21 protein-coding genes and 1 pseudogene are annotated in these 22,569 nt (G+C 66.5%); 17 read left to right on the forward strand and 5 right to left on the reverse strand.

Annotation, left to right across the window (positions count from 1 at the left end; translation table 11 throughout):
* Positions 1–96: 96 nt before the first annotated feature.
* Positions 97–576: pseudogene (locus tag ABZW16_RS35395) on the forward strand (MATE family efflux transporter); the annotation flags it as partial.
* Between the two features lie 119 nt (positions 577–695).
* Here ABZW16_RS35395 and ABZW16_RS35400 read toward each other — a convergent pair.
* Positions 696–1,172 (reverse strand): PPOX class F420-dependent oxidoreductase, encoded by a 477-nt coding sequence (locus tag ABZW16_RS35400; protein WP_354960478.1) that lies wholly within the window; start codon positions 1,170–1,172, stop codon positions 696–698.
* Positions 1,173–1,236: 64 nt separating this feature from the next.
* Here ABZW16_RS35400 and ABZW16_RS35405 point away from each other — a divergent pair, with 64 nt between their 5' ends.
* Positions 1,237–1,656, forward strand: coding sequence for a MerR family transcriptional regulator (locus ABZW16_RS35405; protein WP_354960479.1), 420 nt, complete (start codon positions 1,237–1,239; stop codon positions 1,654–1,656).
* On the opposite strand, the gene ABZW16_RS35410 is transcribed toward ABZW16_RS35405, so the two are convergent.
* Positions 1,653–2,222: a nucleotide exchange factor GrpE gene (locus tag ABZW16_RS35410; RefSeq protein ID WP_354960480.1), complete on the reverse strand. Its 570-nt coding sequence runs from the start codon at positions 2,220–2,222 to the stop codon at positions 1,653–1,655. The two genes, ABZW16_RS35405 and ABZW16_RS35410, sit on opposite strands and share 4 nt — an antisense overlap.
* 104 nt (positions 2,223–2,326) lie before the next feature.
* On the opposite strand from ABZW16_RS35410, the gene ABZW16_RS35415 reads away from it, so the two are divergent.
* The 7 genes from ABZW16_RS35415 (at position 2,327) to truB (ending at position 10,999) form a co-directional block, all read left to right on the forward strand.
* Positions 2,327–4,141, forward strand: coding sequence for an Hsp70 family protein (locus ABZW16_RS35415; protein WP_354960481.1), 1,815 nt, complete (start codon positions 2,327–2,329; stop codon positions 4,139–4,141).
* A gap of 9 nt (positions 4,142–4,150) precedes the next feature.
* Complete coding sequence (locus tag ABZW16_RS35420) at positions 4,151–6,262, forward strand: Ig-like domain repeat protein (RefSeq protein WP_354960482.1); 2,112 nt, start codon at positions 4,151–4,153, stop codon at positions 6,260–6,262.
* Between the two features lie 215 nt (positions 6,263–6,477).
* The gene (locus ABZW16_RS35425) at positions 6,478–7,491 is read left to right on the forward strand and encodes a permease (RefSeq protein ID WP_354960483.1); all 1,014 of its coding nucleotides are present in this window, start codon (positions 6,478–6,480) and stop codon (positions 7,489–7,491) included.
* Positions 7,488–8,303 (forward strand): TIGR03943 family protein, encoded by an 816-nt coding sequence (locus tag ABZW16_RS35430; RefSeq protein ID WP_354960484.1) that lies wholly within the window; start codon positions 7,488–7,490, stop codon positions 8,301–8,303. The genes ABZW16_RS35425 and ABZW16_RS35430 overlap by 4 nt, the downstream gene beginning before the upstream one ends.
* A gap of 69 nt (positions 8,304–8,372) precedes the next feature.
* Entirely contained in the window at positions 8,373–9,329 is a 957-nt protein-coding gene (locus ABZW16_RS35435) for a metallophosphoesterase (protein ID WP_354960499.1), read from the forward strand.
* Between the two features lie 84 nt (positions 9,330–9,413).
* Positions 9,414–10,085: a 4'-phosphopantetheinyl transferase Npt gene (npt, locus tag ABZW16_RS35440; RefSeq protein ID WP_354960485.1), complete on the forward strand. Its 672-nt coding sequence runs from the start codon at positions 9,414–9,416 to the stop codon at positions 10,083–10,085.
* Positions 10,085–10,999, forward strand: a complete 915-nt coding sequence (gene truB, locus ABZW16_RS35445; RefSeq protein WP_354960486.1) for a tRNA pseudouridine(55) synthase TruB — start codon at positions 10,085–10,087, stop codon at positions 10,997–10,999. The genes npt and truB overlap by 1 nt, the downstream gene beginning before the upstream one ends.
* Here truB and ABZW16_RS35450 read toward each other — a convergent pair.
* The gene (locus tag ABZW16_RS35450) at positions 10,971–11,591 is read right to left on the reverse strand and encodes a helix-turn-helix domain-containing protein (protein ID WP_354960487.1); all 621 of its coding nucleotides are present in this window, start codon (positions 11,589–11,591) and stop codon (positions 10,971–10,973) included. The genes truB and ABZW16_RS35450 overlap by 29 nt on opposite strands.
* Before the next feature lie 86 nt (positions 11,592–11,677).
* Between ABZW16_RS35450 and ABZW16_RS35455 the strand changes: the two genes are divergently transcribed.
* A complete protein-coding gene (locus tag ABZW16_RS35455; protein ID WP_354960488.1) occupies positions 11,678–12,091 on the forward strand; it encodes a DUF4345 domain-containing protein in 414 nt (137 codons plus the stop codon).
* A gap of 121 nt (positions 12,092–12,212) precedes the next feature.
* Positions 12,213–12,635 (forward strand): EF-hand domain-containing protein, encoded by a 423-nt coding sequence (locus ABZW16_RS35460; RefSeq protein WP_354960489.1) that lies wholly within the window; start codon positions 12,213–12,215, stop codon positions 12,633–12,635.
* Between the two features lie 91 nt (positions 12,636–12,726).
* Here ABZW16_RS35460 and ABZW16_RS35465 read toward each other — a convergent pair whose 3' ends face one another.
* A complete protein-coding gene (locus tag ABZW16_RS35465; protein WP_354960490.1) occupies positions 12,727–13,509 on the reverse strand; it encodes a metal-dependent transcriptional regulator in 783 nt (260 codons plus the stop codon).
* A gap of 135 nt (positions 13,510–13,644) precedes the next feature.
* Between ABZW16_RS35465 and ABZW16_RS35470 the strand changes: the two genes are divergently transcribed.
* The 4 genes from ABZW16_RS35470 to ABZW16_RS35485 all read left to right on the forward strand — a co-directional run bounded on the left by ABZW16_RS35470 (position 13,645) and on the right by ABZW16_RS35485 (position 19,158).
* Positions 13,645–14,610 carry a bifunctional riboflavin kinase/FAD synthetase gene (locus tag ABZW16_RS35470; RefSeq protein WP_354960491.1) on the forward strand — a complete coding sequence of 322 codons (966 nt, stop codon included), beginning with the start codon at positions 13,645–13,647 and terminating at the stop codon, positions 14,608–14,610.
* A gap of 169 nt (positions 14,611–14,779) precedes the next feature.
* Positions 14,780–15,049, forward strand: a complete 270-nt coding sequence (rpsO, locus tag ABZW16_RS35475) for a 30S ribosomal protein S15 (protein WP_354960493.1) — start codon at positions 14,780–14,782, stop codon at positions 15,047–15,049.
* 444 nt (positions 15,050–15,493) lie between these two features.
* Positions 15,494–17,767 (forward strand): polyribonucleotide nucleotidyltransferase, encoded by a 2,274-nt coding sequence (locus ABZW16_RS35480; RefSeq protein ID WP_354960494.1) that lies wholly within the window; start codon positions 15,494–15,496, stop codon positions 17,765–17,767.
* An 80-nt stretch (positions 17,768–17,847) separates the two neighbouring features.
* Entirely contained in the window at positions 17,848–19,158 is a 1,311-nt protein-coding gene (locus ABZW16_RS35485) for a pitrilysin family protein (protein ID WP_354960495.1), read from the forward strand.
* A gap of 149 nt (positions 19,159–19,307) precedes the next feature.
* Here the strand turns inward: ABZW16_RS35485 and ABZW16_RS35490 are convergent, their stop codons facing one another.
* Entirely contained in the window at positions 19,308–19,637 is a 330-nt protein-coding gene (locus ABZW16_RS35490; RefSeq protein ID WP_354960496.1) for an ArsR family transcriptional regulator, read from the reverse strand.
* A gap of 21 nt (positions 19,638–19,658) precedes the next feature.
* Between ABZW16_RS35490 and ABZW16_RS35495 the strand changes: the two genes are divergently transcribed.
* Both ABZW16_RS35495 and ABZW16_RS35500 read left to right on the forward strand, forming a co-directional pair.
* Positions 19,659–20,924: an MFS transporter gene (locus ABZW16_RS35495; protein ID WP_354960497.1), complete on the forward strand. Its 1,266-nt coding sequence runs from the start codon at positions 19,659–19,661 to the stop codon at positions 20,922–20,924.
* A 76-nt stretch (positions 20,925–21,000) separates the two neighbouring features.
* Positions 21,001–22,401 carry a pentapeptide repeat-containing protein gene (locus ABZW16_RS35500; RefSeq protein WP_354960498.1) on the forward strand — a complete coding sequence of 467 codons (1,401 nt, stop codon included), beginning with the start codon at positions 21,001–21,003 and terminating at the stop codon, positions 22,399–22,401.
* Positions 22,402–22,569 lie beyond the last annotated feature (168 nt).

Consider the following 22,569-nt stretch of genomic DNA (forward strand, 5'->3'; position numbering starts at 1 on the left):
TATACCCTAGAACCCGACTTACGAACGATTATTTCCTTCAGCAAATCAATGCACGCTTTCTGACTTGCAATACTTGCTGACTTACTAGGAACAAACGCCGCCCAAACCCTGGTCGGCGCGGCGCTCGGCGCGGGCGACGCATCCGGCGCGCGCGGACTGGCGCGGCGCATTACCCGCTGGTCGGGCGCATTCGCGCTGGTGCTGGCGGTGGTTTTCGCGGCGGGCGCCAGCGTGATCCCGAAGCTGTTCACCGACGACCCCGCCGTTCTGGACCGCACCCATATCGCCTGGTGGTTCTTCGTCGCCATTATCCCGATCGCGGGCATTGTCTTCGCCCTCGATGGCGTCCTGCTCGGCGCGGGCGACGCCGCCTATCTCCGCAACACCACCCTCGGAGCCGCCCTGTTCGGATTCCTGCCCGCCATCTGGCTTGCCCTGATCTTCGATTGGGGCATCGCCGGAATCTGGACCGGGTTGGTCGCATTCATGGTGCTGCGTCTGATCGCGGTCGTCTGGCGCGCCGAATCCGGTCGCTGGGCCAGAGTCGGCACCGAGATTCCACGTCAGGTCATCTGACGCGGTCGGCCGCGCGTCGGTTCGATGACGCCGGGGTGGTGCTGGCCGCCACTGCGAACGTGGATTGTTCGTGGGATCGAATGCGTCGTTGGGGAGTGAACAGTCGCCGCTCGGTTCGGCTACGGGATGCGGTCCAGGTCGACCCGCACCATGGCGCTGTCCGGCCACAGCGTCTTCGACCTGGCTCTGCGGAGCTTTTCCCGTAGGCCGAGTTCGCGATGGACATTGACCACACCGGGCACTTTGATGAGCGGGACGATATTCCACTGCCAGCCGTACCGCTGGTGCAGCGCACGATTCGCGGCTTCAGCGGTCTGGCCGTCGAGAATCGTGGCTCGCCCGGTGACGGCGCGGGCGCCGTCGGCGACCCGGCCGCGGTAGTCGCAGGGGCGCAGTTCGACCTGTGGGCTGGCGGCCAATCGACGAGTCTTGGGACCGAATTTGGTTCGGAAGGTCAGGGCGTCGCCATCGATCCGAAACCAGATCGGCGTATCGACCGCGGTGCCGTCGCGGCGGTAGCTGCGCAACAACGCATAGCGCGCGCCGGTCAGCGAATCGAGTGCCGATGTGGGGTCCGAGGAGGTATGAGCTGTCATGCCGGAATTCAACGACTTAGAGTCGACTTGAAGTCAAGTGCGTACTCGCCGCAGGATCGATACCGTGAGATCACAGCTGCCCATCGGTGAGATCGCTCGGCGTTCCGGTACCGCGGCCACCACGCTGCGCTACTACGAAGAGTTGGGTCTGCTCCGGCCGCCGACCCGGCTCGGCGGTCGGCGCATGTACGACGAATCGGTGCTGACCAGGCTCAAGGCGATCGATCTGTGCAAGATATCCGGATTCACCCTCGATGAGATCAAGGTGCTGCTGGCCGATGAAACACCGGGCCGGCCGGCAACGCGGGCATTGGCCGCGGCGAAACTGGCCGATATCGATGCCCGCATCGCCGCGCTCACCCAGGCCCGAACGATCGTCGAATGGGGCCTGCGGTGCACCTGTCCCACCATTGAAACCTGTACCTGCGATATCCACCCGATGCTCGACGCCGGAGGCAGCGGGCGACAGACGCTCGAGCCCTAGGGCGCGGACGCCGGAGCCCGGTAGCGGCGGACCACCACACCCGCTGGACGGACGGATCGACCGGCGACGATCAGGCCCGTCCGAATGACCGAATCCACGGTGCGGTCCAACTCCGGATCATCGGTCTTTGTGGTGTCCGCGGCCTCCATGGTGAGTGCGTCGAAGGCGTCGTCCGCGCGGGGCGTGACCAGACCGCCGCCCCGGCCGATGATGAGTCGTTCGATCCGGCTGGTGATGGCCGCGAAAGCGTCTCGCTCACGGACCGATTCGGCCGTCGTCGCACAGGCCGCGGCATCGCTGTGCAGGGCGAAAAGTTCGACGATGAGGGGGAGATCGGCACCGGCGCGGCCCTGTTCGGCGCGCGCCCTTGCCGCATCGGTGAGGCGTTCGATGGTCGCGGCTTGGCGGGCGATCACGCGGCCCAGGTCTTCGATTCGTTCACCGAGCCGTGCTTGGGATTCGACCAAGTGCGCCATGGTGTGCGCCGCGCCGTCGGGCACCAGCTCGGCCGAGCGAGCTTCGGACTGCGCGGAAGCATCGGTCCGCTGGGCCGCTGATTCGGTCATGATCGCACCATAACCCGAGCTCGAGCCGATTGGATTGGGCGTCAGCCGGATTCGCGGATCGACCGACGGTCGGGTGTCGGATTCGGCTGCTACCATCGCGTCTCATGGGGGTCTACGGGATCGACCTGGGCACAACGAACTCGGCAATCGCGCGGATCGACGCCGACGGTCGACCTGAAGTAATGATCGGATTGAACGGTGCGGCGACCGTGCCGTCGGTTGTCCTGTTCGCCTCCGCATTCGACCATCTGGTCGGCGAGGGTGCGCGGCGGCAGGCCCGCCTCGATCCGGAGCATGTGTGCGCGCTGGTGAAACGGCGGATGGGCGATACCGATTGGCGTTTTGCCGCGCATGGGCAGACCTGGTCGGCACCCGCGGTTTCGGCGCTCATCTTGAAAAGCCTTGCCTCGGATGCGGAATTCGGTGGCGGCGAGCCGGTGAAACGTGTGGTCATCACGGTTCCCGCCTATTTCGGTGACGAGGAGCGGCGCGCGACCATCCAGGCGGGCACCTATGCGGGCTTCGATGTCGCCGGTGTGCTGTCCGAACCGATCGCCGCCGCGCTCTCGTACGGTTTCGGCAGACTCGACGGCAGCCATGCGGTGCCAGCGACGGGTCCGGAGGCGGTAGCGCATGGGCAAGCACAGTCGGCCGCAGGCCGCCCGTTGCGGGTGGCGGCGGGCGACGGGCGGGCCGACGTGGGGCCCGGGGAGTACCGCGAATCCGATACCGACGTCGGGAAGCAAGGGGCGCGCGAGACAGTACTGGTCTACGACCTGGGCGGCGGTACATTCGACGCCACCGTCATCGAGTTGGCCGACCGTCGCATTTCGGTGCTCGCAGTCGAGGGTGATCACCAACTCGGCGGTGCGGATTGGGACGAGCGCATCGCACTGTACCTGTCGCAGAAGTTCTGCGAAGCGAATCCGGATGCCGAAGACCCACTGGACGATTCGGCGGGCTCGCAGATGCTGGTGCTCGCCGCCGAGCGGGCCAAACTCGAGCTGACCGACGCCGACCGCACCGATGTGGTCATCGTGCACGATGGCGCCCGAGCCGTGATTCCATTGACGCGCGATGAAGTCGATGCGATGACGTCGTCGCTGATGCGCCGCACCATCGACCTCAGCCGCGACTGCCTGGCCGCGGCGAGTAAGCGCGGCGTCGCATCCGTCGACCGATTACTTCTGGTCGGCGGCTCGTCACGCATGCCGATGGTGGCGCGCGAACTGCACAGGGAACTCGGCCTCGCGGGCGAACTGCGCGACCCCGACCTTTCGGTGGCGCGCGGTGCGGCGCTTTATGGCGAAAAGCTCGAGATGGAACGCCTGATCCTCGCCGATCTCACCACGCGCGGCCGACTGCGCGACGGCGCCGATATCCACGATGCCGCACCCGCCGATCTGGACCAGTCGATCGCACGCGTCGCCGCATCCTTCGGCCAGCCGGTCGGTACGGTGCGCCGGATGCTCGAGATCCAGGTCGATACCGTCGTTTCGCGGGGCTTCGGCGTGCTCGCGCTCGACTATCAGTACGGGCTGGCGGCGACCTGGCTGGTGCAGCGCAACGCGACCCTGCCGGTGAAGGTGCGCCGTTCGTTCGGCACCGTGCGCGCGGACCAGGACGAGATCGCGCTGACCATCGTCGAACAGCAGGGCCAAGCGGCATCGCTGCGGCCAGAGGATACGAAGGTGCTGGTGGAGGGCCGCATTCGCGGCATTCCCGCCGGCTATCCCGAGGGCAGCGAGGTGCGGGTGACCTTCGAGATGGGGTTCGACGGCGTCCTGCACGTCACCTGCCATCACGTCGACGCCGATATCCCGCTGACGCTGACCGCGCAGACCGGCGCGACCCTGTCCCAAGCGGATGTGGCACGCGAACTGGATCAGGTCCAGCGCACCCGCCGTCGCGATAGCTGAGCTGCGGCCATGCAGCCGTTCAGCCCGAACGACTACCGCAAGCGAGTGCTCGCCGAGGTCGAGCGCCGCGGCGGGATCGAGGAGTCGGATCCGTTCGAGCTCTACGACATTCCACTGGAAGAAGCGGAGTCGCTGAGCGATGCCGAGGTCGCCGCGCGGGTCGAGGAGGTCTGGGGCTTCTGGCAGCGGCAGCGCGATCATCCGAAGTATCGGGTGCTCGTTGGATTGCTGGTCGACGCGCATTCAACGTTGTCGCGCCTGCTGCTGGACTCCGCAGTGCGTCGCGTGGAGACGGCGCGGGTCCGAGAGGTGCGTGCCCAGCGGGACGCGGATCGCTACGAGATACTCGACGCGGCGATATCGCGCTTGGTGCAGCGACACGGCGGGGTACCGGCCGGGAAGATTTCCGGCCTGGAGGAGATCGGCGCGATGGGCGGGCTCAGCGCCGCCGAGGTCGCGACCAGGTTGCGCCGACATCGGGTCATCGAAGACAAGCCGGTGCCCGTCGGTGTGCTCACCGAGCAACGCAGACAACAGATTCGACAGTTGCTCAGTGAATGGGAACGACTGGTCGACGGTGAACCGACGCCGACGCTGTTCGCGCTGCTGCGCGTCGATCCATCGAAAGCCGGTCAGTCCCAGGAGATTCGGCTGCGCGCGGAGGCATTGCGGGCACGGTCGCGTGAGCTGCCGCCGGGGCGCATCCGAGTGGTATTGGACGAGTTGCTCATTCACATCCACGATGTGCTCGAGTCAGGTGAGGCGACACTGCGGGAGTATCTTCGCGCGGTGGCCGAGGAGGTCGCCAACGAACTGCGGCCGAAGGTCAGGGCGGCCGTGCTCGTGGAGGATGAACTTGTCGGCGATGATTTCTGGTATCTGCTCGACGAGGCGATGCGGTTGGGGTTGGATCGGGCCGATGCGACCCGGGTTCTCACCGATATCGCCACGGAACTCGGTGCGCGAGTAGACAATTTGCTACCGGCAGGGCCGACCGTATCCCCTTCGGGTGCAGCGCCGATACCGCCCCCACCGGCGCCGAGACCCTGGGAAGCACCGCTGAAGGCCGCGCGGGCGGCGCTGCGCGGTGGTCGCCCGCGGGAGGCTGCGCGGCATGTCGAGCAGGCGCGCCGACTTGTCGGCTCCGATGGGACGGGCCGCACCCCGATTCGTTCGGTATCCGACGAGGTGGACCGGGTATTGGCCGAGGCGGAGGGGCGCTGGCGCAGCGCGACGACCGCCTGTGCGGGCAGGCGGTATGCCGAGGCGCTTGTGCACCTGGAGCAGTTGCGGCGCACCGCATCCGATCTGCTTCCGCCGAACCAGGTGCCGAGCATCGACCAGTTGCTCGCCCAAGCCGGGCAGGCCATCGCCGAAGCGGATCGGCTCGTCGCTGCGGCACAGGCCGGACCGGCCGATGCCAGAATGGCCGGGCTGCTCGCGGCGGTGGCGGTGTGCGCCGATCATGCCGGTGCGGTCGCTGCGCTCGCGGAAACGCCGGTCGAGGCGCCACCGCGGGTCGAGGCCACCCGGCTGGCGAATGGATCGGTACTCGTCGCGTGGTCGCCATCGTCGACGAATAATGTCGCCTACCGCGTGACCCGGCTGCAGCCGGACGGTTCGTGGCGGGTCGTCGGGCGCACCCAGGCGACCGAACTCGAGGACGGTGGTGCGCCCGCTGTAGGGCAACCGGTGTACGCGGTGGCCGCCGCCGTTGCGGGCCGATACTCCGAGATCACCCGATCCGACACCGGCCCAGCCGTGAAACCGCAAGACGGACCAGAACAATCGCCGCAGGACGACCCGGCGCCGAGCGGCATCCCCGCCGTCAGCGGGCTCACCGAACAGGCGGGCCTGTTGATCTTTACCTGGCCCGTCGGCGTCACCGAGGTCATGGCCGTAGTGCGTCCCGACCAGCCACCGACCACACCGGACGACCCTCGGGCACGCTCCTGGAAGGTCACGAATATGCGCTATGAAATCGACGGCGGCGTCCGAATTCCGTCCGATATTCCGCGCCCCTGCCATATCGCCATCGCATCCTGCCGCCGCGAACCGAGTGGAAAGCTCACTGTCGCCGCGGGTTTCGCGGCGACCGCGCGAATCCGCTGGTTCGGATAGCCGAGCGCGATCGGCTCCGGCTCTGCCACAGGGAAAAGGCGCCTGGTGTGCCGAGCACGGATGCGTCGTGCGGTTCTCCGATTCCCGTCGGGGCGCACGCGCTGGCAGCAGAGCGGAATGCGCATGCCGCCTATTGCGTCGCGACATACCGGCGGTGGGCGGCGCAACGCGGGGTGAGCTCGGATAGCCAGGATTTGTCGATCGAACCAGGCAGGATGAGGGACGTGCTCGCACAGAACGCTGTGAATTCGGTACGGACACGGGTGTCCTCGACGTACATGCTCGCCGCGCTGATCATCCTCGGACTGGTGCTACAGGCCCCGCTCGTGCGGGCGGTGGGGGCTTCGGCACGACTGCAGACCGCGGTGACCATCTTCGCGGGTGTCTTCGTGCAAGCGGTGCCATTTCTCGCGCTCGGGGTTTTGGTGAGCGGGGGCATCGCGGCCTTCGTATCACCCGCGGTGCTGCGAAAGGTATTGCCGCGCAATGAGCCAGCGGCGATCGGTATGGCCGGACTGGCCGGGATGGCGCTGCCCGGATGTGAGTGCGGTGTCGTGCCGGTGGCGCGGCGGCTGGCCGATCAGGGTGCACCGGGCTCGGTCGCATTGGCGTTCATGCTGTCGGCACCCGCGATCAATCCGGTGGTGTTGATCGCGACGGCGGTGGCGTTTCCCGGCGAGCCCGGGATGGTGGGGGCGCGGTTCACCGGTTCGCTGGCCACATCGGTGGTGATGGGGCTGATCTGGTCGCGGATCGGGCGTCCGGCCTGGCTGCTGCCGCGCGGCTCTGGACGCGAGCATTGCGTGGCGGGGCGGACCCGGTGGGAAGTCTGCACCGAGGCCGCGCGTCACGATCTGTTGCAGGCCAGCGCATTTCTCGTACTCGGCGCGGCGGCGGCCGCGGCGTTGCATGTACTGGTTCCGCCCGCCTGGTACGAGCGGTTGGCCGGGCAGCTGGTGATTGCGATCCTGGTCATGGCCGTGCTGGCGATCGTGCTCGCATTGTGCTCGGAGGCAGACGCGTTCGTCGCGGCGAGCATGTCGACACTGCCCCTGCTGCCGCGGCTGGTCTTCCTGGTGGTGGGACCGGCGGTCGATGTGAAGCTGTTCGCCATGCAGGCGGGCAGTTTCGGACGGCGGTTCGCCCTGCGCTTCGCGCCATTGACCTTCGTGGTCGCCGTGGCCTGCGGCACGGTAGCCGGATACATCTTCCTGGGAGGTGCCCGATGAAGCGGGAGACACAGAATTTGCTGTTGCTGCTCATCGGTGCCGCGGTGCTGTGGATCACACTGGACGGGAGCTATCTGCGCTATGTGAAACCGAGCCTCTACCTGTACCTACTGGTCAGCGGCGTCGGCTTCGTCTTGCTCGCGATGGTGGCGATCATACGAGATATCCGCTGCGGCAAAGCATTTGACGAGCGGGACTACGCCTTCGGTCGTGGTGATGGACTCGGCGGTGGCGATGTGCTCGACCGCGACCACGGCCATGAGCACGGCTCCGGCCGCGCGCAATGGCTGCTGCTCGCACCGGCCGCCGCGCTCCTGCTCATCGCCCCGCCCGCCCTGGGCGCAGGCGCAGCGGTGACCAGTTCCCCCGTCCAGGTCGCTCCGCGCGATCTACCTGCGGCGCAACCGAAGCTGTTGGCATTCCCGCCGCTGCCGCCGGAGCCCGCGCCGACGCTTCCGATCGTGGATCTGGTGGAGCGGGCCCTGCAGGACTCCAGCCATTCCCTGGACGGTCGCGAGGTCACCATCAGAGGTTTCGTCATCCGGCCCAAGGACCTCGAACAACAGCATCCGGACGCGCCCGATGCCGATCTGGCGCGCGTGGTCATCACCTGCTGTGTCGCCGATGCCCGATATGTGCTCGTACACCTGGCCGGGATGCGGGAGGTGATCGAGGACGACGCGTGGCTCGAGGTTCGCGGTGTCGTCGAAACCGGCAGTGCCCAGCGGGATCCGGACCGGACGCCGACCTTCGCCGTCAGCGACTATCGGCGCATCGAAGCCCCGGACCGACCATACGAACGCGGCCGGTAGTGGATCGGCACCGCCATGATCATCGAGCCGAACGGCGGCAACCCGCGTGGATGTGCCAATGTAGGTGTGGTGATACCCAAGTTGATGGCGGTGAGCGACATTCACGTCGGGCACCAGGGGAATCGGCCGGTTGTCGAGCAGATTCGGGCGGATTCGCCCGAGGACTGGCTCATTGTGGCCGGGGACGTGGCGGAGAAGTCCGATGATATTCGTTGGGCTCTGGAGCTGCTGCGCGGCCGCTTTGCCAAGGTGATCTGGGTACCGGGCAACCACGAGTTGTGGACCACGGCGAAGGATCCGGTGCAGATGCACGGCGTCGCACGCTACGAGTACCTGGTGTCGATCTGCCGGGACCTCGATGTGATCACACCGGAGGATCCGTTCCCGGTGTGGACCGGCGCGGGTTCGGAGCCGTACGGCGGGCAGGTGACGCTGGTCCCGATGTTCCTGCTCTACGACTACTCGTTCCTGCCCAAGGGCACCAGGACCAAGGCCGAGGGACTGGCCCTGGCGCGTGAGCGCAATGTGGTGGCCACCGACGAATTCTTGCTCTCGCCGGACCCGTATCTGACGCGGGACGCCTGGTGCCACGCCCGGGTCCAGGTGACCAAGCGCAAACTCGACGCGCTGGCACCCGAGACGCCGCTCGTGCTGATCAACCACTTCCCGCTGGTCCGCGAGCCCACCGACGTGCTGTGGTACCCGGAGTTCGCGCTCTGGTGCGGCACCGACCTGACCGCCGACTGGCACACCAGCTACAACGTGGTCTGCTCGGTCTACGGCCACCTGCACATCCCGCGCACCTCCCACTACGACGGCGTGCGCTTCGAGGAGGTGTCGCTGGGCTATCCGCGGGAATGGCAGCGGCGCGGACTGCCGGACCGCCTGTTGCGTCAAATCCTCCCGACGCCGGAGTACCCGCCGGGCTCGCTGAACAAGTGGGGCGGCCACTTCGAGGTCACCCCCGAGATGGAGGCCGCGGCCGCCGAGATGCGAGAAAAGGCCCAGCGCCGTCGTGGTGTGTGAGCCTGACGGCGCCGTTGCGCCGAGAGGTGCGCCGTGCCTCCCGAGGCGACTGCCGGCTGGGCGGCTCGACTAGGCTCGTCGGTGATGATCGAGAAAATTCTTCCCGCGGGTGTCGCTTCGGCGGAACTGTTTGCGTACCCGGAGGATTTGCAGCCGCATCCGGCGGAGGCGCATCTCATCGAGAAGTCGGTGGAGAAGCGTCGCCGCGACTTCATCGGTGCGCGGCACTGTGCCCGGCTCGCACTGCAGGAGCTGGGCGAGCCGCCGGTCGCAATCGGCAAGGGCGAGCGTGGTGCGCCGATATGGCCGCGCGGCATCGTCGGCAGCCTGACGCACTGTGACGGCTACCGGGCGGCGGCATTGGGTCACAAACTGCGGTTCCGCTCGATCGGCACCGATGCCGAACCGCACGGCGCCCTGCCCGAGGGCGTCCTGGATTCGGTGAGCCTGCCGCCCGAGCGGGACTGGTTGACCACCGTCGACGGCTCCGGCCTGCACCTGGACCGCCTGCTGTTCTGCGCGAAGGAAGCCACCTACAAGGCATGGTTCCCGTTGACCGCGCGCTGGCTCGGCTTCGAGGACGCCCACATCACCTTCACCATCGATGAGAGTTCCGACGGTGCGGGCTCCGGCACGTTCCACAGCCAGATCCTGGTACCCGGCCAGGTCAATGACGGTGGCGCGGCACTGGTTTCCTTCGACGGCCGCTGGATGATCGGTGACGGGCTCATCCTGACCGCGATCGTGCACACCTGATGGCCGACGCGCGTATCGATGCCCTGGGCGGTCTGCTGATCGTCGATAAGGACGGCGGCTGGACCAGCCACGATGTCGTCGCGAAGTGCCGGAAGCTACTGCGCACCAAGAAGGTCGGACATGCCGGGACGCTCGATCCGATGGCCACCGGTGTGCTGGTGCTCGGCGTCGAGCGCTCGACCAAACTGCTCGGCCTGCTCACCTTGACCACCAAGGCCTATACCGCGACCATCCGGCTCGGCCAGGCCACCAGCACCGACGATGCCGAGGGCGAGGTGCTCGCGACCACATCGGCGACCCATCTCAGCGATGCCGAAATCGCGACGTACACCGCGAAATTGACCGGTGCCATCGAGCAGGTTCCGGCTACGGTCAGCGCCATCAAGGTGAACGGTGAGCGCGCGTACGCCCGGCACCGTGCGGGTGAGGAGGTGCAGCTCGCCGCTCGACCGGTCACCGTCTCTCGCTTCGATATCCTGGCCCGCCGGGATAGTTCGACATTCGTCGATCTGGACGTGGTCGTCGAATGTTCCTCCGGCACCTACATCCGTGCCCTCGCCCGCGATCTCGGTGCTTCGCTCGGCGTCGGCGGGCATCTGACCGCGCTGCGCCGCACCAGGGTCGGGCCGTTCACCCTCGAACACGCCAGAACCCTGGACGAATTGGCCGCGGCGGCCGAGTCCGAGGAATCGCTGTTGAGTCTGGATATCGACGACGCCATCCGAACCGCGTTCCCGCGCCGCGATATCGATGACGAGCAGGCCGAGGATCTGCGCAACGGCCGGTGGCTCGAACCGGTCGGCATCCCCGGCGTCTACGCCGCCATCGACCCCGCCGGACGCGCGATCGCGCTATTGCGGGAGAGCGGTAAGCGCGCGGCCTCGGTTATGGTCGTGCGTCCTTCGAATCTGTAACCGCGCCACGCACTTCCAATGCGCCGAGCGGTTCCAGAGCGCCGAGCAGGGCGCCGACGCAGATATTGCGGAGTTCGGTGCGTGTGCAGGTGCGATTTTCCAGCCAGTCGACCGACAGAACGCGGACGAAGGTCAGCCAGCTCGTCAGGATCGATGAGGTGAGTTCGCGGGTGGGCCCTTCGACGCCCATCACATCGAGTAGGCGAACGCGAAGTTCACCGAGTTCGCCCGAGATGATCGCCTGGATGGTCGGATCGCCCGCGAGCAGGCGATTGGCGGCGACCACGGTATTGGCATTGGCCTCGAAATAGTCGAAGTGTTCGTCGAGTCCGGCCGCGAGCTGTTCGGGTAGCGGGGTTTCGGTGTCGAGTTTGGTGGCGACCAGCAGCTGATCCGCGGCCAGTTGGTAGACGCCGGCGAAGAGCTCGCGTTTGGTCGGGAAATGGCGGTAGAGCAGGGCGCGCGAGACCCCGGCCGCCGCCGCGACGTCCTCCATCAGCACCGCGTCGTAGGCGCGTTCGGCGAACAATTTCGCGCCCGCGTCCAGCAGCAGGCGGCGGCGTTCGTCGGGGGCGAGGCGGCGGCGGGTCACCCCTCGAAGCTTAGTTGACGTTTGTCTACTAACGGTCGTAGGGTCTGTCTTAGTAGACAAACGTCTACTAGTGAAGGGAGGAATTCATGGCCGCGGCACTCAAATGGCTGTCCATGGCGATGGGCATCGCCATCGTGGGTATCGGCATCTTCCACATGGCCGCCGGTATCGACGGCATCCCCGATATGGGCTCCTCCGGCGTCACCGCCGATAGTCAGACCCGCTTCTTCGGCGGTATCTTCGTCGGCTACGGCGTCGCCTGGATCTGGGCCGCGCGCCAAGTTCCCATCCCGGCACTTGCGGTGCGCTGGCTCGCCGGAATCTTCCTGCTCAGTGGCGTCGCCCGGCTGATCTCCGTCGCCGTCTACGGCTGGCCGCACTGGTTCCAAATCGTGCTGACCGCAATCGAATTGGTGCTACCACCGATCTTCTTCTGGCTCGCCACCGCCGACGAGAAGCGCGCCGCGTCGGGTGTCGAGCGCGTCACCGCCGCAGGCTGAATCGGAACCCATCGGCTGGAGTCGTTCGCTGGCACGGCAATCCGTACAGTGGGCCGTGGCCGTGCGCAGCTCGGTGTGCTGCGGCGGCCGCGGTGGACAGTGCGAAGAAGACAGTGGGGTAATGAGCGAACAACCCGTCGATACGTTCGAACTCTGGGATCGCGACGGCGACGGTCTGGTGTCGGTCGAGGACATCACCACCGGAATCCGTTCGCTCGGACTGGAAGTCGATGACGAGGCCGTCGAACGCATGGTCGCCGCCGCCGATACCAATGGTGACTTCCTGGTCTCTCGGGCCGAATTCGACGCCGCACTGGTCGGCGGGCGTATCGAGGTCACCGATGCCGATGCGGCCTTCCGGGTTTTCGATATCAATGGCGATGGCAAGATCTCGGTCGAAGAACTCGAATCCCTCATCCGCCATATCGGTGCGGGCCTGATCGACGAGCCCGCCGAATCATTGCTGGCAGCCGCGGACACCGACGGGGATGGCTACCTGTCTCTGTCCGAATTCCGTGCGCTGCTGGATTTCCTGTCCCGCTGACTTTTCGTCGGGTCCTCCGAGGGGGCAAAGCCTGCCTGCGCCCCGAAGCCGTCGCGGCCGACCGCCGGTAGCACTATTTCCGCCGACCTGTTCAGTCCCGGGTGCTGAGCCAGATGGCCTCGGCCGCCGGGCTGCCCAGATCGATGGTCCGGTCCGCGATGCGAATTGCGATGGTGCCCGCGAAGTCTCGGCGTTCCACCACCACGATCGGGGTATCCAGCGCGATGCCGACGGAATCGAAGTAGCGCAGCATATCCGGATCCGCATCGGAAATCCGTGCGACATGGCCGGATTCGCCCGCGCGAAAGTCACTGAGCTGGCGGGCCGGTGGGGTGGGCACCGCGCCATCGGCCGACGGAATGGGATCGCCGTGCGGATCCCGGTCCGGATAGCCGAGTTTCGCGTCGATGCGCGTCATCAGCAGTTCGGAGACCGCATGTTCGAGCACCTCGGCCTCATCGTGCACCTCGTCCCAGCCGTAGCCGAGTTCATTGACGAGGAAGGTTTCGATCAGTCGATGCCGACGCACCATGGCGACGGCGGCGCGGCGGCCGTGCTCGGTCAGGGTGATGGACCCGTACCGGGCGTGTTCGACGAGGCCCTGATCGGCCAGTTTGCGGACCGCCTCGGAGACAGTGGAGGCCGAGACGCCGATCCGTTCGGCGAGCAGCTTCGTCGACACCTTTTCCTGTGACCACTCCTGAGCGGTCCAGATCACTTTCAAATAGTCCTGGGCGACCGAGGTGAGCTCCGGCGCAATCGTTGCGGTGCTGCCGTGGGGGCCTGTGGTCTCGGTCGGCTGCGCTGCGGTGTCGGCCAGCTCGCGTCGGGTTGCGATGTCTCGTTTACCGGGCACATGTTCGAGCTTATGCATATGACGGGCGATTCACACATCACGCCACTCGAGTGCACCCAGCGATTCACCGGGTGTACACGAGCGACACGGAATCGTGTGTGGATCGGCACCTCCGAATACTGTTCGACACCTGTTTTGCGTAGGCTGCGGACTGTGCAGAGATGGCGGAGCCTCGACGACGTACCCGCGGACTGGGGGCGGTGCGTACTCACGATCGGCGTATTCGACGGTGTGCATCGCGGCCACGCGCAGCTGATCAGCAGGGCGGTGAAGTCCGCTGCCGCGCGGGGTGTTCCGGCAGTGTTGATGACCTTCGACCCGCACCCGATGGAAGTGGTGCGTCCCGGTTCACATCCGGCGCAGCTGACCACCCTGACCCGGCGTGCGGAATTGGCCGAGGAACTCGGCGTCGACGTGTTCTGCGTGATGCCCTTCACCCAAGAATTCATGAAGCTGACCCCGGCGAGCTATGTGCACGATCTCCTGGTCGAGCGGTTACATGTGGCCGAGGTCGTGGTCGGTGACAATTTCACCTTCGGCAAGAAGGCCGCTGGCACCATCGACACCATGCGCGAACTGGGTGAGCGCTTCGGCTTCGAGGTCGACGGTGTGAAGTTGCTCAGCGAGCACGCGGTCACCTTCTCCTCGACCTACATCCGAGCCTGCGTCGACGCGGGCGATATGGCCGCGGCCGCCGAGGCGCTCGGTCGTCCGCATCGCGTCGAGGGCGTGGTCGTGCACGGCGACGGCCGCGGCCGCGAGCTCGGATTCCCGACCGCGAATATCGCCCCGCCCATGTATGCCGCCATCCCCGCCGACGGGGTCTACGCGGGTTGGTTCACCGTGCTCGGTCCCGGTCCGACCATCGGCACCGTGACGCCGGGGGAGCGGGCCATGGCCGCGATCTCGATCGGCACCAATCCCACCTTCTCCGGGCGGGCCCGCACAGTCGAGGCGTACGTCCTCGACCGGGAGGCCGATCTGTACGGCCAGCATGTCGCTGTGGATTTCGTCGAGCACCTGCGCGGCATGCGCAAGTTCGACTCCATCGATGAACTGCTCGAGGCCATGGGCCGCGACGTGGAAAACGCCCGCAAGGTCCTTAACACCATCGACTGACGCTCCCGGCAGCGAGTTTGCTCGCGCGATTCGGTTCGGCGCACTGAATTCGGTACGGCGAACCGAATCCGGTAAGGTGGATCCTCGGGTTTGCTGCGGTCCGCGGCGGCACCCGGCCGGTTGACCGGAATCCTCGAGCGCGGAACTGAGAAATAGGAGTGGATGCCCCATGGCGCTGACCACCGAGCAGAAGACGGCGATTCTCGCCGAGTACGGCCTGCACGAGAAGGACACCGGATCCCCGGAGGCGCAGATCGCACTGCTGTCCAAGCGGATCGCCGACATCACCGAGCACCTGAAGAAGCACAAGCACGACCACCACACCCGCCACGGCCTGATGGCGCTGATCGGTCGTCGCAAGCGGCTGTCGAAGTACCTCGCGGACAAGGACATCCACCGCTACCGTTCGCTCATCGAGCGGCTCGGCCTGCGCCGGTAATTTCGCGCGATTCGCAGCGCCCGAGCGCCGCGAATGTCGCTCATAAGACTCGCTCCGCGGTGGCCGGGTCGGGCGCGGAAGCGTTCGACACGCTACCTACCCGAGGCGGTCGATCAGGTAGCCGACGGGGAGACGTACAATCTCCCCGTTGGCTATTTGTGTATGAGGGGTATGCACGCCCCGTTTGCACAACAACATTGCACAGCCGTATACACCCGCCCGCGTGGCGTCGGTCTTCGGTAGTGGCCTCCCGACAGGCGCGATGCCGTCGGCGGGCTTCGATCGATGACCGCCTCCGCGTCGCCGTTTCCAAGGGGATTCGGCCGGGTGTGCGCGTTGCAGCCAGGAGGGTTGCCGCGCGTCCGTATCCGGTACGGCTGACGACAGCTGGATCGCGCCCCGATGCGCTCGATCCAGCGAAGACGAGAGGTTGAGAGCAGAAAAATGTCAGAGACAACTACATCGTCGGCCATTGAGGTCGAACCCGGTGTGTTCGAATCCGTCGCGCTGATCGATAACGGCACCTACGGAACCCGCACCGTACGCTTCGAGACCGGCCGCCTGGCTCGTCAGGCCGCCGGTTCGGTCGTCGCCTACCTGGACGACGAGACCATGCTGCTGTCCGCGACCACCGCGGGCAAGCACCCCAAGGACCAGTTCGACTTCTTCCCGCTGACGGTCGATGTCGAAGAGCGCATGTACGCTGCGGGCCGCATTCCGGGTTCGTTCTTCCGCCGGGAGGGCCGCCCCTCCACCGACGCGATCCTGACCTGCCGCCTGATCGACCGTCCGCTGCGTCCGTCCTTCGTCGACGGTCTGCGCAATGAGATCCAGGTCGTGGTCACCGTGCTGAGCCTGGACCCGAACGATCTGTACGACGTCGTGGCCATCAACGCCGCCTCCGCGTCCACCCAGATCGCGGGCCTGCCGTTCTCCGGCCCGGTCGGCGGCGTGCGCGTCGCGCTGATCGACGGCCAGTGGGTCGCGTTCCCAACCGTCGAGCAGCTCGAGGGCGCGGTCTTCGACATGGTCGTCGCGGGCCGGGTCGTCGAATCCGGCGACGTGGCCATCATGATGGTCGAGGCCGAGGCCACCGATAAGGTCATCGCCCTGGTCGCCGACGGTGCGCAGGCACCGACCGAGGCCGTGGTCGCGCAGGGCCTCGAGGCCGCCAAGCCGTTCATCGCCCGCCTGTGCAAGGCGCAGCAGGATCTTGCCTCGCTGGCGTCCAAGCCGACCGAGGAGTTCCCGCTCTTCCCGCCGTACGAGGCCGACGTCTACGAGGCTGTCGAGGGCACCGCCAAGCGTGAGCTGGGCGAAGCGCTGAGCATCGCGGACAAGCAGGAGCGCGAGGCGAAGATCGACGAGATCAAGCTGGATGTGCTGACCCGCCTGGCCGACGACTTCACCGGTCGGGAGAAGGAGCTGGGCGCGGCATTCCGCTCGGTCACCAAGAAGCTGGTGCGCCAGCGCATTCTGTCCGACGGCTTCCGCATCGACGGTCGCGGTCTGGCCGATATCCGTGCGCTGTCGGCCGAGGTCGCGGTGATTCCGCGGGCCCACGGTTCGGCGCTGTTCGAGCGTGGCGAGACCCAGATCATGGGCGTCACCACCCTCGATATGGTGAAGATGGCCCAGCAGGTCGACTCGCTCGGCCCGGAGACGTCCAAGCGGTACATGCACCACTACAACTTCCCGCCGTTCTCCACCGGTGAGACCGGTCGCGTCGGTTCGCCGAAGCGTCGCGAGATCGGCCACGGCGCGCTGGCCGAGCGGGCGCTCATCCCGGTGCTGCCGAGTCAGGAAGAGTTCCCCTACGCCATCCGGCAGGTCTCGGAAGCGTTGAGCTCCAACGGTTCCACCTCGATGGGTTCGGTCTGTGCCTCGACCCTGTCGCTGCTGAACGCCGGTGTGCCGCTGAAGGCGCCGGTCGCCGGTATCGCCATGGGCCTGGTGTCGGACACCATCACCAACGACAAGGGTGAGGAGGAGGTCCGCTACGTCGCGCTGACCGATATCCTCGGCGCCGAGGATGCCTTCGGTGATATGGACTTCAAGGTCGCCGGCACCCCGGACTTCGTCACCGCGCTGCAGCTGGACACCAAGCTGGACGGCATCCCCTCGCAGGTGCTGGCCGGCGCGCTGAGCCAGGCGCACGATGCCCGCACCACCATCCTGGAGGTCATGGCCGAGGCCATCACCACTCCGGACGAGATGAGCCCGTACGCACCGCGCGTCACCGCGATCAAGATCCCGGTCGACAAGATCGGTGAGGTCATCGGCCCGAAGGGCAAGGTGATCAACCAGATCACCGAGGAGACCGGCGCCAATATCTCGATCGAAGATGACGGCACCGTCTACGTCGGTGCGACCAACGGCCCCGCGGCGCAGGCGGCGATCGACCAGATCAACGCCATCGCGAACCCGCAGCTGCCGAAGGTCGGCGAGCGCTTCCTCGGCACGGTCGTCAAGACCACCGCCTTCGGCGCGTTCGTCTCGCTGCTGCCCGGCCGCGACGGCCTGGTGCACATCTCCAAGCTGGGCAACGGCAAGCGCGTGGCCAAGGTCGAGGACGTGGTGAACGTCGGCGACAAGCTGCGCGTGGAGATCGCCGATATCGACAATCGCGGCAAGATTTCGCTGGTTCCCGTCGACGAGAACGCCGACGAGCCCGCCGCGGCCGACGCCGTTGATGCGGGCCCGGCGGAGACCGAGTAGTACTTGTCTCTGTGACGAAGAAGAAGACGGCAACCCCTCTGCTCCGCGGCGAGCAGGGGGGTTCGTCTCCGGAGCTGCGGATGGATCAGATGCGGGGCAGCGACTCCGGAGTGCGGCGGACCGTGCTACCCGGCGGTTTGCGTGTGGTCACCGAACATGTGCCCGGCGTGCGTTCGGCATCGATCGGTGTGTGGGTCGGGGTCGGCTCGCGCGATGAAGGCGCAACGGTCGCGGGCGCGGCGCACTTTCTAGAACACTTGCTGTTCAAGGCGACTCCGACTCGCTCGGCGCTGGATATTGCGCAGGCGATGGATGCGGTCGGCGGCGAACTCAACGCGTTCACCGCGAAGGAGCAGACCTGCTACTACGCCCACGTCCTCGATGAGGATCTGCCGCTGGCCGTGGATATGGTCTCCGATGTGGTACTCAACGGCCTGTGCCGGGCCGAGGATGTGGACGTCGAACGGCAGGTGGTGCTCGAGGAGATCGCCATGCGCGACGACGATCCGGAGGATCTGGTCGGCGACGCCTTCCTGTCCGCGCTCTTCGGTGATCATCCGATCGGGCGTCCGGTGATCGGCTCCGTCGAAACCATCGAGGCGATGAATGCCGCTCAATTGCGCGGTTTCCATCTGCGTCGCTACCGGCCGGACCGGATGGTCGTCGCGGTCGCGGGCAATGTGGAGCACGACCACACCGTGGAACTGGTACACCGTGCCTTCGGCCCCCGGCTCGATCCGTCCGCCGAACCCGCCCGGCGGCGCGAGGGCCGGTTTCGACCGCACGGCGTGCCGCAGTTGCACTGGAACCACCGCGATAGCGAACAGGCACACTTGGCCTTCGGTGTGCGTGCCTTCGGGCGGCACGAGGGGGAGCGGCGCTGGCCGCTGTCGGTGCTCAATACCGTCGTCGGCGGCGGGCTGAGTTCGCGTCTGTTCCAACGCATTCGGGAGGAGCGCGGGCTGGCGTACTCGGTGTACTCCAGCGTGGACACCTTCGCCGATACCGGTGCGTTCTCGGTGTACATCGGCTGCCAGCCGGAAAATCTCGGCAAGGTGGCAGCACTGGCGCGCGGCGTGCTCGAAGAGATCGCGGCCAACGGGATCACCGATGCGGAATGCGCTCGCGCCAAGGGTTCGTTGCGTGGCGGACTGGTACTTGGGCTGGAGGATTCGGCGTCGCGCATGAACCGGATCGGTCGCAGCGAACTGAGTTACGGCAATCACCGCAGCGTTTCGGAGACGCTGGCCCGCATCGATGCGGTAACCACCGAGGAGGTTTCGGCAATCGCCCGCACCCTGCTGGCGCGGCCGTTCGCGGCTTCCGTGGCCGGGCCGTACCGGCGGACTCGGGAATTGCCCGCCACGGTGCGGCGATTGGTCGAGAGCTGAAGTAGATCCCCTGGGGGCCGGAGTGATTCGCTCCGGCCTTCGATCTGCAAATGTGGGTCCGCGATCATGTTTCGACGCTTGTGCGGTTGGCGCGGCGCTCTATTCGCCGTGGTGTCGGAAGCGACGACTGGCGGTCGGCCGACCGCGGATCAGTCGCTGCGGGCGCGATTGGCGGCGTCGACGATCGAGGGCAGCAGGCCCGGCAGGGCATTGTCGAGATCCTCGGAGCGCAGGCGCTGGCAGGTCTGGCCGTCGATGATCAGTCGCTCGATAACACCGGCTTCGCGCAGAATCTTGAAGTGGTGGGTCGCGGTCGATTTGTTGATCACCTCGTAGAGCGCACCACAGCGCATGGCGGTGCCCGCATTGCTGAGTCGGCGGACCATCTCCAATCGCACCGGATCCTGTAGTGCTCCGAGCACGGCGGGTAATGAGGCAACCGGCGGTGCCTCGGTGGCCGATTCCTTAGTTTCGGTCATGATCTACCTCACAGTGGTTTGATGGCCATCGTACCGGCTGTATCGTCTCTATGGTTCGATCATCATCAAACTTACCTGATCGGGGTTCCGATGGCAGCGACAATGACGGTGGCGGCCGACCAGCAGACCTCTCAGCGCTGGGCCTATGCGCTGATTCTGGCGGCGAGCGGCGTGGCGCTCGGCGTCTCGGGGGTGCCCGCGCCGCTGTACGGCATGTACCAGAAGGAATGGCATTTCTCGCCGCTGACGACGACATTCGTCTTCGCGGTCTACGCATTCGCGGCGCTGGCCGCGGTGCTGGTTTCCGGGCGTATCTCCGATGTGGTCGGCCGCAAGCCGGTGCTGCTCGGTGCGTTCGCGACCATGATCATCGGGCTGGTGGTCTTCCTGCTGGCCGATAATGTCGCGATGCTGTTGGTGGCGCGGGCGCTGCACGGACTGGCGGTCGGCTCGACCGTGGTGGCCGGTGCCGCGGCGCTGCTCGATCTGCGTCCGAAGCACGGTGCGCGGTCGGGGCAGCTCAGTGGCGTTGCCTTCAATGTCGGCATGGCCGTGGCGATTCTGGGGTCGGCGGTGCTGGCGCAGTATGCGCCGCATCCGCTGCGCACGCCCTACGTCGTGATCACCGTGGTGTGCCTGCTCATCGGACTCGGCGTCGTCGCATTGCGCGAACCGCATACCGCGCGGGTGGCCGGACGCATCCGGATCGCGAAACCGGCAGTGCCGCAGGAGATTCGCGGTGACTTCTGGTTCTCTGCACTGGGCGTCATGGCGGCCTGGTCGGTGCTCGGTGTGCTGCTGTCGCTGTATCCTTCGCTCGCTTCGGCCGAGACGGGCATTCACAATCTGGTCTTCGGTGGTGCGGTCGTCGCCTCGACCGCGGTGGCCGGTGCCACGGCTCAGCTGTTCGCGACCGGAATTCCGGCGCGGCGCGCGGCGATCGGCGGCGATACCGGCATGGCGGTGGCGCTGGTGTTGACGGTGCCCGCCTTGCACACCGGCAACTGGGCCGTGGTGCTGCTGGCCGGAGTATTGCTCGGCGCGACCTTCGGGCTCGGATTCGGTGGTTCGCTGCGGCATCTGTCCGAGGTTGTGCCGCAGCACAAGCGGGGCGAGACCATGTCGGCGTACTACCTGCTCGCCTACACGGCCATGGCACTGCCGACCATCCTGGCCGGATGGGCGGCGACCGAGTGGGGGCTGAGCGAAGTGTTCCCGTGGTTCGTCGGTGCGGTCGCCCTCGCCTGCCTGGTGGCTGCGGGGCTGGGTCTGCGGCGCAATAGGTAGTCGAAAACGTAAGGGGCACAGACTCGGCCGATCTCATCCGGTAGTGGGCGAGCGACAATCCGGTTACCATGCGGTGATGCGATGGGGGCGGTTGGGCGACCGACTACACCGCGCGGCATTGTTGCTCGCGGTGTTCGGTGCGGTGGTCGGCGGATTGGTGATCGCCGGGCTGACCTGGTGGTTGTTGTGGTGGTTATTGGGTGCGAAGGCCGAGACCCCGAATCAGTTGGACCTCACCAAGATCGCGCTATCGGTGGCGGCCGGAGTTGGCGGGGCGGTCGCGCTGGTGGTGGCGTATCGGCGGCAGCGGGATCTGGAGCGGGGACGGTTCGCGGAGTTGTTCGGGGCGGCGGCACGGCAGTTGGGGGATGCGGATGCGGCGGTTCGGATCGCCGGGGTCTATGCGATGGCGGGGGTAGCGGACGAATTCTCGGCACCGAGCCGAAGACAGCAGTGCATCGATGTGATGTGCGGATATCTGCAGCTGCCGTACGAACCGGCCGATGGGGCGAATCATCTTGTCTCGCGGGCCGAGTCGGCGGAGGAAGCCGGGGTCAAGGTCGAGCGGGTCTACGAATTCCGGCGCAATGATCGGGAGGTGCGTCGCGCGATCGTGCGAGTGATCGCACAACATCTGAAGCCGTCGGCGGAGATCTCGTGGTCGACGTGCACATTCACCTTCAATAACGCGGTGATCGAGAAGGCGGACTTTCGGTATGCGGTGTTCCGGGGACGGCATACGTCATTTGCCGGAGCGACCTTCATCGGACCGACCACCTTCGAGTTCGCGAGCTTCGCCGGGCTGCATCTGACCTTCCGCGGCGCGACCTTTCGGGCGGGTCCGGCGCTGTTCGATCGCGCGGGGTTCGGGTCCGATCGTATGGAGCGGCGTGAACCGGCAGGTGTCGGCACCACCTTCGCCGAGGTCACCTTCGAAGATCCGGCATCGTTCGAGGGCGCGACCTTCCGGGGTCCGCGCACCGACTTCAACGGCGCACGCTTCCTCGGCGCTCGAACCTCGTTCCAGGACGTGAAGTTCCGGGCCGAGCTGACCTCGTTCGAGCGGGCTGCCTTCGATGGTGACCACATCGCCTTCGACCGCGCCGAATTCACGAGTCCCCGTGTCACATTCAAAAGCGCACAGTTCTACGCCACGCTCACCGCCTTCGACGAGGCCAGAGTGGGCACGCCGAATCGATTACGCAACCGGGGCACCCGCGAAACGGACTTCTCGCGGGCGGAGTTCCACGGTGATATCAGGTTCCCGCGGACCGTGTTCGGCGGGCGCATGGTCGACTTCACCGAGGGTGACTTCTTCGGCGATATCTCGTTCCTCGGCACCCGTTTCGCCGCCCAGGAAATCCACTTCGATCGCCCGAAGGCCTGGGTGGGCACGCATTTCGACTGGGATGACGTGCCCACGCGCAAACCGACCAGCGTCAAACCCAATCCCTGGCCGCCGACCGCGGCGGGGTGAGTCGGCAATCTTGCGTGCGATCAGTTCGTAGACGGTTTCGATCGGATGCGCGAGATCACTGGTGGTGCGGCAGCTCCGAGTCGCGGGTCTTATGGTGTCGCGTCGGGGGGGGCCCGGGTGGGGGAGGCGCCCCGCGGGCCCAAAATCGGGCCCACCCCCAAAGGGGCG

It is taken from the genome of Nocardia sp. NPDC004604 (genome assembly GCF_040609795.1).
Lineage (GTDB): Bacteria > Actinomycetota > Actinomycetes > Mycobacteriales > Mycobacteriaceae > Nocardia.